The organism is Vibrio sp. YMD68 (assembly GCF_029958905.1).
In the GTDB taxonomy this organism is placed as follows: Bacteria; Pseudomonadota; Gammaproteobacteria; order Enterobacterales; family Vibrionaceae; genus Vibrio.
Genome location: NZ_CP124613.1, coordinates 340,616 through 354,557, shown reverse-complemented (window position 1 = coordinate 354,557; position 13,942 = coordinate 340,616). Strand labels below are relative to the sequence as shown.

At 44.2% G+C, this 13,942-nt stretch carries 12 protein-coding genes; 6 read left to right on the top strand and 6 right to left on the bottom strand.

The window, feature by feature from the left end:
- Positions 1–75: 75 nt before the first annotated feature.
- Positions 76–432 (bottom strand): YibL family ribosome-associated protein, encoded by a 357-nt coding sequence (locus QF117_RS01560; RefSeq protein WP_282385739.1) that lies wholly within the window; start codon positions 430–432, stop codon positions 76–78.
- 258 nt (positions 433–690) lie between these two features.
- Here QF117_RS01560 and QF117_RS01555 point away from each other — a divergent pair, with 258 nt between their 5' ends.
- Both QF117_RS01555 and QF117_RS01550 read left to right on the top strand, forming a co-directional pair.
- A complete protein-coding gene (locus tag QF117_RS01555; RefSeq protein WP_282385738.1) occupies positions 691–1,461 on the top strand; it encodes a DUF4344 domain-containing metallopeptidase in 771 nt (256 codons plus the stop codon).
- 197 nt (positions 1,462–1,658) lie between these two features.
- The gene (locus tag QF117_RS01550; RefSeq protein WP_282385737.1) at positions 1,659–3,320 is read left to right on the top strand and encodes a methyl-accepting chemotaxis protein; all 1,662 of its coding nucleotides are present in this window, start codon (positions 1,659–1,661) and stop codon (positions 3,318–3,320) included.
- A gap of 68 nt (positions 3,321–3,388) precedes the next feature.
- On the opposite strand, the gene QF117_RS01545 is transcribed toward QF117_RS01550, so the two are convergent.
- Together QF117_RS01545 and thiD are read right to left on the bottom strand one after the other, a co-directional pair.
- Positions 3,389–4,138, bottom strand: a complete 750-nt coding sequence (locus QF117_RS01545; RefSeq protein ID WP_282385735.1) for a phosphatase PAP2 family protein — start codon at positions 4,136–4,138, stop codon at positions 3,389–3,391.
- A gap of 149 nt (positions 4,139–4,287) precedes the next feature.
- Positions 4,288–5,109, bottom strand: a complete 822-nt coding sequence (thiD, locus tag QF117_RS01540) for a bifunctional hydroxymethylpyrimidine kinase/phosphomethylpyrimidine kinase (RefSeq protein ID WP_282385734.1) — start codon at positions 5,107–5,109, stop codon at positions 4,288–4,290.
- Positions 5,110–5,276: 167 nt separating this feature from the next.
- Between thiD and QF117_RS01535 the strand changes: the two genes are divergently transcribed.
- The gene (locus tag QF117_RS01535) at positions 5,277–6,107 is read left to right on the top strand and encodes an HDOD domain-containing protein (RefSeq protein WP_282385733.1); all 831 of its coding nucleotides are present in this window, start codon (positions 5,277–5,279) and stop codon (positions 6,105–6,107) included.
- A gap of 129 nt (positions 6,108–6,236) precedes the next feature.
- On the opposite strand, the gene QF117_RS01530 is transcribed toward QF117_RS01535, so the two are convergent.
- Positions 6,237–7,139, bottom strand: coding sequence for a DMT family transporter (locus QF117_RS01530; protein WP_282385732.1), 903 nt, complete (start codon positions 7,137–7,139; stop codon positions 6,237–6,239).
- A gap of 97 nt (positions 7,140–7,236) precedes the next feature.
- Between QF117_RS01530 and QF117_RS01525 the strand changes: the two genes are divergently transcribed.
- Positions 7,237–8,709: a PLP-dependent aminotransferase family protein gene (locus QF117_RS01525; protein WP_282385730.1), complete on the top strand. Its 1,473-nt coding sequence runs from the start codon at positions 7,237–7,239 to the stop codon at positions 8,707–8,709.
- A 259-nt stretch (positions 8,710–8,968) separates the two neighbouring features.
- Here the strand turns inward: QF117_RS01525 and QF117_RS01520 are convergent, their stop codons facing one another.
- Both QF117_RS01520 and QF117_RS01515 read right to left on the bottom strand, forming a co-directional pair.
- Positions 8,969–9,484 (bottom strand): lipocalin family protein, encoded by a 516-nt coding sequence (locus QF117_RS01520; protein ID WP_282385728.1) that lies wholly within the window; start codon positions 9,482–9,484, stop codon positions 8,969–8,971.
- Between the two features lie 229 nt (positions 9,485–9,713).
- Complete coding sequence (locus QF117_RS01515) at positions 9,714–10,862, bottom strand: iron-containing alcohol dehydrogenase (protein ID WP_282385727.1); 1,149 nt, start codon at positions 10,860–10,862, stop codon at positions 9,714–9,716.
- Positions 10,863–11,015: 153 nt separating this feature from the next.
- On the opposite strand from QF117_RS01515, the gene QF117_RS01510 reads away from it, so the two are divergent.
- On the top strand, positions 11,016–11,885 hold the full coding sequence (locus tag QF117_RS01510; RefSeq protein WP_282385726.1) for an AraC family transcriptional regulator: 870 nt from the start codon (positions 11,016–11,018) through the stop codon (positions 11,883–11,885).
- Between the two features lie 97 nt (positions 11,886–11,982).
- Positions 11,983–13,938, top strand: coding sequence for an alkyl sulfatase dimerization domain-containing protein (locus QF117_RS01505; protein WP_282385725.1), 1,956 nt, complete (start codon positions 11,983–11,985; stop codon positions 13,936–13,938).
- Positions 13,939–13,942: the final 4 nt, after the last annotated feature.

The following is a 13,942-nucleotide window of genomic DNA, read 5'->3' as shown; positions in this document are numbered from 1 at the left end:
GCCCAAACAAGTTATCTCTTGTTTGGGCGTTTCTGCATCGATCTTTTTAAACAATAAACATCACATCAAATGAGACTAGAATTTCTTAGGTGCAAACCCTGTCATCACATCACAACGTAATGCCTTACCCAGTTTCGTCATTGGGTGAACAACCACTAACCCTTTTACGGATTTTTTCAACTTGCCCATATCCGCCTGTTCAGCTTTGGTAATTTCACGAGAGAACGGCATATCGGATAGGTCTTTACGCTCTTTGTTAAGATCGTAATCTTGCTTGTGTTTAAGTTGGGCGATCTTTTTGTTAATTTTCTCAATTTCATCCGTAAATTTTGAGATCATAGCCTGATCGCCACGAGATTTCGCCGCATCTAACTTAAACTTACACTTATCTAGGCGGTGATTTAATTGCTGTACTTCTTTTTTTGAACTCATGACTCATGACTCTTGGATGAACTTTGGGCGCGGAGTATATCACATTCTACTACCAACCCATAGATCGTTATTCTATGGTTTTTCCATCACTATTCTCTTTCTTCTTGACGGTAAATTTCCAACAATCAACGCATACAGACATAGATAGAAAGGTTGAAACAAACACTCCCCCAACCCTAAACAGAATAAATGAGCTGAATTAATTACGCAGAATCCACTAAACTGACTAGACCGCATTCATAACAAGGATGGTAGAGCATGCATGACCGAATTCTCTCAGTATTAGCAACCGCACTGTTAATGGTATCCACCCCATTAGCCGCAAAAGATTCCATCACCATCGACTATCTAACCCCCGCCACAGATCAAGACAAATACGCACGGCAAGCCATCAAAGAAAGCGGAATCAACGAACTCGTCTCTGAGCTTGCAAACTCTCATTTCTCTTTCAATAAAACCCTAGTTATTCAATACGGAAGTGACGATGGCCCACTTTACGACCCAGAGCTTCATCAGGTATCCATCCCTTACCCGTTTTATCAACAATCCCTGCAATACTTTACCAAAAATGACTACCAGAAACGTTTTAACAAACCTGCCCAACAGGGCGCGATTGATACCTTATTTCATACTCTACTTCATGAAGCTGGGCATGCTTATATCCATGACCAGAACATTCCAATATTGGGCAAAGAAGAAGATGCGGTCGATAACTTTGCCACGATTATGTTGATTGAATACATTGATAACGGGGCAGATATTGCTATTAGCGCCGCCGATATGTTCGCATTTGAATCTGACGATCGGCCCGACTACTACGATTTTGGTGAATACATTGATGAACATAGCTTTGACCTTCAGCGCTATTTTTCCACCTTATGCTTAGTCTACGGCAGTGACCCTAAAACCCATCAGAATTTACTTGACGAAGTTGAACCGGATTACCTATCCGAGCGGCAAGAGTTTTGCGAGTTTGAATATCAAAATCTTTCCCAAAACTGGCACTACTATCTCGGTCAGGATAGATAATATTCAAAAGCCGTGACTGACTGAAATTGCTCACTTTTCTATGTAATGAGAGCAAGAAAGAAACTTCTCTGTGATACAGAGACCAATAACCGATCGATTTTTGCCCAACGGCGTCAACTTTGTCTAATCTTAAAGACAACAATTAACAATTATTTCGACTGGGGAGCAAACCTCAGCGTACGTCCAAGGAAGTAACTATGAATTTATCCATTCGCAATCGACTCTATATCTTATCCATTGTGCCATTGCTGATCATCGCCATTGGTATGATGTGGTTTACCTATTTAAAAACCACGGGGTTCAATCAGCAGCAAATCGAACTGACTCGTTCGAATATGATGAACATGAAACAAGCCGAATTACACAGCTATCTAGAACTGGCTAAATCCTCTATCGATCCATTTTTGAAACGCGGCGCAACCTTAGAAGAAGCCTTGCCAACACTTCAATCGCTAGAATATGGCGAATCTGGTTATGTCTTTGGTTACGACTCTAAAGGGGTACGAATCGTTGTGGGTAAAGGAACCAAGGGCATTGGTGATAACTTCTTTAACTTGCAAGATCAGCAGGGTAATTACCTAATTCAAGACCTGATTAAAAACTCAAAAACCGGAGAGTTCACCACCTACTACTTCCCGAAACCAGGTGGAACCGTGGCACTGCCAAAACTCAGCTATTCAATGTTCATTGCAGAGTGGGACTTAGTCATCGGGACTGGTTTTTATACCGATGATATCGATGCGGTGATTGTTGAAATGCAAGAGTCCGCTCAGCATGCACTCAATGAAACCCTTGAAGCGATCGTCTTTTTCTGTGTTGTGATCGCCGCCCTTGTTGCTGTGTTTGCCATATTCGTCACCCGCAGTATTTTGCATCCTATTGATGTTTTAGATAAATCTATCAAATCCTTTGCCAGTGGTAATGCGGATCTGACCGCCCGAATGGAAACCTTCAAAATACCTGAATTCGCCGATCTCAGTGCTAATTTCAATCGCTTTGTTGAGAGCTTACAAAATATCATTCGCAATGTGAGCGATGTTGGGCAGCAGGTTGTGAGTGAAACCGATGATATGTCCAGCCGAGCAGCACAAGTTGATGAACTCGCCTCAGGGCAGCGTGAAGAGACCGAACAGGTGGCAACGGCAATGACAGAGATGACAACGACCGCTGGCGAGATTTCAAACAACGCTAGCCATGCCGCTGAATCCGCAAACGAAGCGGAAAACCACGCCAAAGACGCTCAACAAATTGTTAACTCTGCGGCAAATTCGGTAAGAGAGCTGGCGCTCGAAGTGTCACAAGCCAGTGATGTTATCTCGCGACTAGAAAGTGATGTTAAGAATATCTCTTCTTCTCTCGAAGTTATCCAAGATATCGCAGAGCAAACGAACTTATTAGCGCTTAACGCAGCGATCGAAGCGGCTCGCGCAGGTGAACAAGGCCGAGGCTTTGCTGTCGTGGCGGATGAAGTCCGTAAACTCGCCAGTCGAACACAAGAGAGTACCGGCGAGATTCACTCCATGATAGAGCAATTGAAATCCGCTTCCGACGATGCGGTTAAAGCAATGGATTCGAGCCAAGCCCGTGGCGATAGTACCGTCAAAGAAGCCAATGAAGCTGCGCAAGCCTTAGTGAAAATTCAAGAGTCTATTGTGACGATAATGGATATGAATTCACTCATCGCGACCGCTACAGAAGAGCAAAGCATTGTTGGACAAGAAATATCACAACGCATTGTGGTTATTTCAGATCAAAGTAGCCAATCGGCTGAGCTGGCGAATCAAAATCGTTCCGGTAGCCAACAGCTGAATGGGCGGGCGAAAGAGCTGTATGATCTGGTTGGGCGCTTTACGGTTTAGTCTGGCTGTCCCCCTCCCTCTCATACGTTACATAAATAAAAACACCAGCGCTTGGCTGGTGTTTTTATTTACAGATTTTGAATATATTTAGGCAACCGCAAATAAAGCTGGTTAGCTATTGTATCGAAACTCGGCATAACCGCATAAATCACAGCAATAAACAACGTAGACCCAACGAGATCAATAGGCCGATGCATGCCTAGCCACAAACGGCTATAGGCGACCGCTGAAGCCCAAGCTAACACTCCAATCGCCCAAGAGTATCGTTTGTGTTTCCAGAATAGCCCACCAAAAAAAGCAACACAGATAGCAGCAAAAATCGTATGCCCAGATGGGAATGAATAGTCTGTTTCACCTTGCCAGTGGTATACACGCCAAGGGCTAACTTTCTCAGAAACATTATCGATCAGTTGCATCTGCTTCTCAGAATCCAACCTGTAGAAATGAGAAGGCTTTGGAATCAATAACTCTTTTGCAAGTAACTCAGTATAAGGGCGAGGGCTTTCCGTCATCAGCTTTAGGCTGGTCTTACTCACAAAACCAATCATAAGAAGAACAGTGAGCACCATCATATGTGCAATAACTGTTTTCTTGGGCAATTTCAGCATCAATACTGCGAAGCAGAAAACAGCCAAAGTAATCACAAACCCTCGACTTCCAGCAGAATCCGTGGCTAACGCAATAAAACCACCAAAACCTGGTGAAACCGATGACGTTAAGTCGATATTGTAGGTCAACAGTGAGATAGGAACTAACGCCATCAGCATAAGCCCCAGAAGGAGCAAACCCCTGATTTTACTATTAAATAGGCTCTTCAATGTATTTTCTTAACGGCAGTCTCAAAAGTAGCGCAATCTTAACGGATAACGTGTTTAGAAAGTATCAGCTGAATGTCAGATTGATGAAAAATCACCCGCTATCGATAGCTTGTTAATATCAAGAAACAAAAGAACCCCTTTAAGCGAAACTAAATGGCATAAAAGTGATGCACTGGCCCATGTCCAGCACCAATATCTAACTTATCCGCATGAGCAATGGCCTCGGAAATATATTGTTTGGCCTGACCCACCGCTTCTGCTAATGAATAGCCTTGGGCCAAGTAAGAAGCGATGGCCGAAGAGAGCGTACAACCCGTACCATGAGTATTATTGGTCACGACTCGCTGGGTTGTGAACACTTGAAGTTCATCATCGATGATCAGTAAATCATTACTTTGTGCATCTTGATCAAGATGCCCACCTTTTAACAACATACTTTGGGCACCAAGTGACATCAGCTGTTTTACCAATAATGTCATTTCTGCCTGATCTTTCGGTATCGATGATCCTGTCAGTGCCGCACCTTCAGGAAGATTGGGCGTAACGATATCCGCTAAAGGCAACAATTCCGTTTTAAGGGTGCCAATGGCAGCATGTTCAAGCAGCAGATCGCCGCTGGTTGCAACCATAACAGGATCAAGCACCACAAATTGAGGCTTGTATTGACGAAGCTTTTTCGCCACCAATGCAATGATTTCAGCATCAGCCAACATTCCTATTTTCACCGCCACGATTTTAAGATCGCTAAACACAGCGTCTAACTGCTTCTCTACGTGCTCTAAAGGGATAGGGAAAATGGCCGACACGCCGCAGGTATTCTGAGCCGTAATAGCGGTGATCACAGAGCAGGCATAACCCCCTGTCGCTGAAATTGACTTAATATCGGCTTGAATCCCAGCACCACCGCCACTATCTGAGCCAGCAATAGTCAACACAATCGGAGTGATTGAACGCGAAGAATGAACAGACATGAAAGCTTCCTAGCAATAAAAACAACATCATAACAAGAAACTAAGCGGGCGAATAATCTCTTTCACTCCCATTAATCTTTGCTAAACACTCTCATCTGCTCAGACAACTTTGCCACAAATTAGATTACTGAACTATAGTCATTGTACTCACAAGAAAGGAGATCTTCATGAATCAGTCGGCACTAATTTCAAGATTAAATGAGCTGCCTAGAATACAGGCGGTACTGCAAGAGCTTCTCGATATGGTTAACCAAGACGATGTTGATTTTGGCGAGCTGTCGAGAAAAATATCGGTCGATCAAATACTCAGCGCAAGGCTACTCCGCATGGCCAATTCCGCCCACTTTGGCGGCAGCAAAACCGTGTCTTCGGTTAATGAAGCATTACTAAGAGTCGGAACCGGCGCAGTACGAACCTTAGTCGTGGCCTCGGTTCTATCCAGTGCATTTCCGAGCATTAAGACCTTGGATATGGATACATACTGGACCAATACCTTTGAGATCTCTGTCATTTCAAGCAAACTCGCTAAAGAAACAGGAATGGATAGCAACGAGGTTTTCACAGCAGGGATTTTACATAACATTGGTGAGCTGATGATTCATACTTTAGCCCCAGAAGAGGCGTTAGAAATTCAAGCATTAATAGAGTCCGGCATGAATCCTATTGCTGCTCAGGAACAGGTGCTGGATATCTCAGCGCCGTCGCTTGGTGCCAAGCTCGCAAAAACATGGAAGTTCCCTGATCATATGGTTGATGCCATTGAGCACTACCATGAGCCAAGAGAGGCGGAATTGTCACCAAAGCTGGCCGTCTTGTTGCACTTTGCTCACGCAATTAATGACGATTGGGATGCGTTGGCTGATGAACAGCAAAAACTGCTCTACATTGCAGAACACCCTGACGCTAGGCTGCTCCATATTTCTTCAGAATTCTCGGCAACCATCGATAATTTTAGGGGTAATGGCCGAGAGTTAGCGACTCAATTAACAGCCGCTTAGATCGAACAATCAAACCGATTAATTTGACGTGGAGTTCTTCGAGTTTTAAAGAGACTCCACGGGTTCACTGCGGCTTCTGTTCCGATGACAGTCTCAAGTCTGAACGTTCATACCAAGGACTGCTCATGCTTACGTTGAGACAACCACTCTCTTTGAACGGCGCAATGCTAACGTCGGTTTTTTCACCACAAGATACACTGCAACACTGGCAAAAACAAAACCCACCCCGCCAAGCCAATCAAAGGATTCTCCAAACATCAGCCACGCTTGTAATGCTGTGGTCGGTGGCACCAAATAAAACACCGAGGCAACACTAGAAGCCGCGCCATTCTTAACCATATACAGTAATAACAGCACCGCGAAACACGACAACACCACCACTAACCATAATAAGGTAAGAATAAACTCTGAAGTCCATTCTACTTGCCTAGTTTCAAACATAAACGCGTAAGGAATAAACAGTCCAGCGGCAGCCACATACTGGAGCATAGCCGCGCCAACCATATCTACTTTTTGGCAGAATTTCTTTTGATACAAGGTACCTAATGTCATACCAAACAGTGAACATAAGGTAATCGAGATAGCTAGCCATTGATACTGCTTTGACTGCCATTCTATATTGCCACCGAGAACTAAGCTTATCCCGATGAAACCAAGCCCCAACCCTAACCATTGAGACAATTTAAACTTTTCACTCCCCCACGTCAGCAACAGTACAGCGGTGAGAATGGGCTGAATCCCAACAAGCAGAGAACTTAGCGCCGCTGGCATGCCTAAGGAAATAGCCATAAAAACGCCACCAAGATAGAAACCATGGATCAAAATACCGACGACTAAGCAGTGGAGCAAGGCTCGTCCTTTAGGAATCGAACGTTTAAGCACCCAGATCAACAACAAAAACAAGGCCACATTGGCAACCATACGGATAGAAAGCAAGGTCGCAGGCTCGGCGTATTGCAACCCAAAACGGGCACCAACAAAACCCGACGCCCATAACATTACAAAAACAAAAGGTATCATCCGTATCAACATAAAAAACCCACTAGCCAAAGTGTTAACAATGCTGTTACTTTAATTAGGTACAGCAATGTAAAAAAGGCACAAACAGGACGGTTTTTATGGGTACAGAATGGACACAATGAACAAATATGATCGAATTGAGCGGTATTTGCGGCAGGCCATTACCGCAGGAGTCTATCAACCAGAAGACAAACTGCCTTCGATTAGACAACTGAGTACCGACAAAAACGTCAGCAAAAATACGGTGATTCGCGCTTATCAAGAGCTTGAAGCGGTAGGTCTTATTTATTCGGTTGCCAAGTCTGGCTACCGAGTCAAAGCGATCTCTCGGCCAGATAGCAAATTAAACGCCTCAAACCACCCACCCAGTAAGGTTGATCTCTTATCCATCTGTAAATCCATTCTTACCTACTCTAGCGAGAAAGAACGGCTTCCCGCCGGATCAGCCCATCCCAATATCAAATTCCCTGCGATTAAAAGCCTGTACGCAGAAATAGGTCGACACAGTCGAATACAAAGCCAATTACCCAGCCAATACCAAATTCCACCAGGCAACCACCTGCTGATAAAACAACTTCTTAAAATAAGTCATGACCTTGGCATTACTGCCCATTATGGTGACATTGCCGTCACTCACGGTGCTCAGCAAGGAATTAGTCTGGCGCTTCGAGCCTTAACCAACAAAGGGGACATCGTAGCGGTAGAGTCACCTTGCTTTTTTGGCAACTTGTTACTTATGGAATCTCTTGGGTTAGAAGTGGTTGAAATTCCTAGCTGCCTGGCTACAGGGATCAACCCAGAAGCATTAGACAAAGCCATAAGTCAGTGGGATATTAAAGCCATTATTGTTACGCCCAATTTTTCCAATCCAACCGGATCACGAATGACCCTAGAAAAGCGCCAACGCTTACTGGCCGTTTCTAAAAGTATTCCCATCATTGAAGATGATGTGTTTGGCGCGTTAAGTTCGGATGAAAGCCTACCAAGCTTGAAGTCTTTAGATACGCAAGATCGCGTTATCTACATCAACTCTCTTTCCAAAACACTCGATTCTCGCTTACGAATTGGGTGGATTCTATCGGGGCGATACCAGAAACAAATTGAACGGCTTCTTATCAGCGACAACATGGGCAGCCTTAATTTGATGCAATCTGCCGTCGCGGAGTTCCTCACCACCGGCAAGTATCGCTCTCATATCAATAAAATGAAGCGCGTATACTTGTCCAACGGTAAAAAGCTACATCAGTGGTTAACTGAAGCCTTGAATCAGTACCCATCATTGCAAGGGCGATACCACCTAACCAAGGCATCAGGTTCATTTATCACGTGGCTAACCCTGCCAGAACATATTGATAGCCACCAACTTTATCTTGAGTGTAAAAAAGAGAAAATCGGGATTTACCCGGGTGTCGCCTTCGGCACCAATAACAAGTTTGGTCACTGCTTGCGCTTAACCTACGCAAACTTAGAAGGAACAACCAGCGAAAAACAAGGGGTCGAACGACTTGCTCGCCTAATCGATCAACACTGCCAACGAGAAGAGAAGTCATACGTGCAGAGAGCATCAGCACTCACTGACTAGGGCGTGTTGATCTTTCGCGGTTAAATTTTGTTCGAGATAAAATCGTTTTAGGCGCGGCGAGAAGTATGACGCCTAGTTATTCTAAGCAAATACTTCTAAACAAAGCATAAAACGATTTTAGCCGAACCCTTCGGGCAGCACTTGTTGGGTATTGATACTGCATTAGCGGCTTCTCAAGTAGAATAACCTATCTAAGCCTCTGCCTTGTCTAAATACCCAACAAGTAGCTGCAAAAATCAGCTCGAAAGATCAACACGCCCTAATCATGTTGTACGTATATGAGTTCGTCGATGTTGAAGCCTCGCTCTTTGGCCATGCGAACAAATTTGTTCTTTACTTCTTGAGGAACGGAACTCGTTCTCGATAAAAGCCACAAGTAGTCCGTATTTGGCCCTGAAACAAAGGCATATTGATAATTCTGGTGATCCAATTCAAACACCACATAAGACCCATAGAAAGGCCCGAAGAATGACACCTTTAAGTACCCGTCATTTTCACCTTCAACAAAGTACGCTTTGCCTTCCGCCTCACTCCATTCCGATTCTTCGACTGAATAACCTCGGTTAAGCACTGTCACACCACCGTCACCCTTAAGACTATACTCCGCAGTAACCTGAGTAAGTCCGCGTTCGAAGGAATGATCCAAACGAGCCACTTCGTACCATTTTCCTAAATATTGATTAAGTTCAAAGTCAGAAACGGGTTTGACAGTATCTGGCATACCTAAACACCCTTGCAAAACAACCATCATTACCAGCAATAAGATTTTTTTCATCAATAAACCCTTGTTCCATATAAAATAGTCAATTAAAACTAGAAAGGGCCATGGTAACGACCTTCCACTTACTTTGAGTCTTAGGCAAAATCATAAAAAACGCCACGAGTCATTCTATACAGATTGACTCGTGGCGTTCTACTTTATCTTTTAATGTTAGATATCGCTGTTAAATATCAGTGTTAGATATCAGTGGCTAAACGATGACTCGGCGATAACTAAACGCTAGCTAAACAATAGCAGCTTGTAAAATTTGTCGACTTTCAGTCAGTGTGATCGCTTGGTGTTCGCCCAATGCCACTAAGCCATGCGCTTCAATCTGAGTGACGATGTGATCAACCGCTTGCTCTGCCGTTGAACCATGCTCCGCCAATTGAGTCGCAACACCTAAACTTTGGTAGAAGCTTTCAATTTCATTAATAGTGCGTTCTGCCAAGTCATCACTTTGCTCTAAACCAAACACGTTAATACCCATTTGCTCTAACTTCGCACGTTTATGCGCCAGTTGATTACGAAGTAATGAAGGCTGCACAATCGCCAGTGAACGAGCATGATCAACACCGTATGCTGCTGTCAACTCGTGCCCAATCATATGGGTTGCCCAGTCTTGACGAACGCCAACACCGATCAAACCATTTAAAGCTTGATTTGCTGACCACATCAGGTTTGCACGCCATGCGTCATTGTCACGCTGTTCAAAATCACGACCTAGTTTTAATAAACTACGCAATAGTGCTTCCGCATAACCGTCTTGTACATAGGCACCATCAACCGTCGTAATGTATTGCTCACACACATGAACCCATGCATCCACAACGCCGTTGACTAACTGACGGTCAGGCAATGTTTTCATCACATCAGGATCCATCACTGCAAATCGTGGCTGAACGGTTTGCGACATAAACGCAAGTTTTTCTTTAGTTTCACCATTAGTAATCACCGCGCCACCGTTTGACTCAGAGCCCGTTGCTGGCAATGTTAAAATTGCACCTAATGGCACAGCCTGAGTGACTTGATGTCTACCTGTAGGGATGTCCCATCCATCGCCATCATACATTGCGGAAGCCGCAACATACTTAGAGCCGTCAATCACGCTCCCGCCGCCTACTGCCAATATGTAGTCGACATTTTCACTGCGTACCATTGCCACCGCTTTGTCTAACGTCTCTCTTGTTGGGTTAGGTTCCACACCAGAAAATTCAATCCAGTTATGATTTTTTAGCGCTTCGGTCACTTGATCATAAACGCCATTGGCTTTAATAGAACCGCCACCATAGATAACCAGTACCTTACTTTCTGGCGCGATTTGCGTGCTGATCGCCGCGATTTGGTTTTGTCCAAAAAGTATATGCGTTGGATTCACGTAATTGAATTTCATCTGTTGTTCCTTAATAATTATAGGTCTTCATCATTGCCACAAGTGCATATTACTCTCAATATGAATATTAAAAAGGTATATTAGTCGTGTTTTATTGCCTATTTCTGCTTTTCTATGTACATTCAACGCCAAGACACGCCATAGATGAAGACAATGAATACACTGACGACTGCGATGCAAGCTTACGCGAACACACACTCTTTAGAGTGCACTGAACAAGTCATAAAGACCGGTCTACAAGGCGTCAACTTTTATTATTCAAGTACATCAACCCCTCGTCGCCCGCTTCTTTATCAATCAGGCATCATCATCATGGGACAGGGGCATAAGCGCATTCATCTAGCCGACGAATCCGTCAGTTATGGTGTTGGTGATTATCTTGTTATTGGCGTTCCTCTCCCCCTCGAATGTGAAGCATTTAGCAGCAGTAATGAGCCATTATTGAGCTTATGTATCGATGTGGATTTACCCTTACTTAATACCCTGGTCGAAAAGCTCAACACTTCCATTCCAAACCCAGGAAAATCAGCGCGAGGGTTACAAAAAGCCCAGGTCACTGCCGACTTAGAAGACGCCTGTATTCGGTTACTAAAATGCCTTGAAGATAAAACAGAAATGGCCATATTTGGCAAAGACCTGGTGAAAGAAATTGTTTACCGTGTGCTGACCGGACCGCAAGGTAATACGCTAATGGGACTGGTTCAACAAGACAGCCACTATGCCCGCATTGCAAAAGTACTCAGCAAATTGCACGGCAACTTTTCTTCACCAATTAATGTTGACGAATTAGCACAAGAAGCCAACATGAGTGTCTCGGCCTTTCATCGCGCTTTCAAAGAAGTGACCTGTGATTCACCCATGCAATATATCAAGAAAGTGAGACTCGATAAGGCAAAAGAACTGATTACCATTGAAGGTAAGCGAGCCAGCGAAGCAGCAAACCTTGTGGGTTACAGCAGCCAATCCCAGTTCTTTAGGGAGTTTAAACGCCACTTTCAATTATCGCCGTCTCAAATGACCTAGGTTAATTCGGTGAAATAGATGAATTTTTCTTGGCGAATTATAACGTTAGCTTCTACTCTTTATCTACGCAATATCATTCATAAAGAAGGAACTGACTATGAAGTGTTTCACCATCTCGCTATTGGCGATGGTCATCTCGACAGGGAGTATTGCTGCGGAATCTAAACCCGCAACTCAAGCAACAATAGACACGAATAACGCCCTGTATAACACTCTTCCATTTAAAGACACTAAAGACTTTGAACGTGCACAAAAAGGCTTTATTGCTCAGCAAGATGTCGTCACAATCACCAATGACAATGGTGACGTTGTTTGGGACTTAGAAGAATACAAAAAGTTCATTACGCTCGAGGCTAAAGCACCCGACAGCGTAAACCCAAGTCTGTGGCGTAATGCGCAATTAAACGTGATCAATGGCCTTTTTAAGGTAACAGATGGTATTTACCAAATTCGCGGCTACGACTTATCGAACATTACCTTTGTTGAAGGTGAGACTGGCTGGATTGTGTTTGACCCTCTTATCTCTCAAGAAACGGCAAAAGCGGCCCTCGAATTCATTAATGCGGAATTAGGAGAGCGCCCCGTAACGGCGGTGATATACAGCCACAGTCATATTGATCACTTTGGTGGTGTACGTGGCATTGTTGATGAAGAAGATGTCAACGCAGGTAAAGTACAAATCATAGCTTCACACGGTTTTACCGAGCATGCAGTTTCTGAAAACGTTATTGCGGGTAATGCAATGGGTCGACGCGCAATTTACATGTACGGTGCGCTGCTTCCACGAAACGCACAAGGTGGCGTTAACGGAGGTTTAGGACAAACAACATCCACGGGCCTCGCCACGCTGATCAGCCCTACGCTGGTTATCGAAAAAACCGGTGAAGAGCATGTCATTGATGGCGTCAAAATGGTGTTCCAGTACACCCCTGGTTCAGAAGCCCCGACTGAAATAAACACATGGATCCCCGAGAAAAAAGCGCTCTGGATGGCGGAGAACAGCACCAATACCATGCACAATATTTTGACGCTGCGTGGGGCTCAAGTTCGTGATGCATTGAAATGGGCATCATATTTAAATGAAACCATTGAAATGTGGGGCGATGACGTCGACGTTAAATTTCAAAGCCACCACTGGCCAATGTGGGGCCAAGAAGAGATCGTTGACTACTTTAAGCTACAACGTGATATGTATAAATACACGCACGACCAAACCGTACGCTTAATGAACCAAGGCTACATTGGGTCTGAAATTTCAGAAATTATTCAGTTCCCTGACGAAATAGAAAACAACTGGAGCACCCGCGGATACTACGGCACGCTTCGTCATAATAGCCGTGCGGTCTATCAACGTTACATGGGTTGGTACAGCGGCAACCCTTCCGACTTGAACAACCTTCCACCTACCAATGCTGCCGTGAAATACATCGAATATATGGGGGGTGAACGAGCAGTCATTGAAAAAGCCAAACAAGACTTCGACAAAGGTAATTATCGTTGGGTAGCCGAAGTACTTAAGCATGTTGTATTTGCTAACCCACAAAGTAGAAAAGGCAAAGCGTTACTTGCCGATACCTACGAACAGCTTGGTTACCAATCGGAGTCTGGCCCTTGGCGTTCCGTGTACCTACAAGGGGCCTATGAGCTGAGAAATGGCACCCCTTCTGCTGGCGGAACCAATACCGCTTCGCCGGATATTATTAAAAACATGCCACCGGAAATGCTGTTCGATTACTTAGCGGTAAGACTGCTACCAGAGAAAGCCGCAGGAAAAGAATACGCGATCAACCTCGACTTTACTGACCTTGATGAACAATACACCTTATACATTGAAAACTCGGTGCTTAACCACACAAGAATGCTCAATGACGACCCAGATGTATCGTTAGTATTAACCAAAGCAACACTTGATGATGTTCAACTTGGTATTACGACGCTTGAGAAAGCCATTTCAAATGGGGATATCAAGTTAAAAGGTGACACAAAAGTATTTAAAGACTTCGTTGGTATGCTGGATACGTTCAATTTCTGGTTCAATATCTCAACGCCATAGGAAG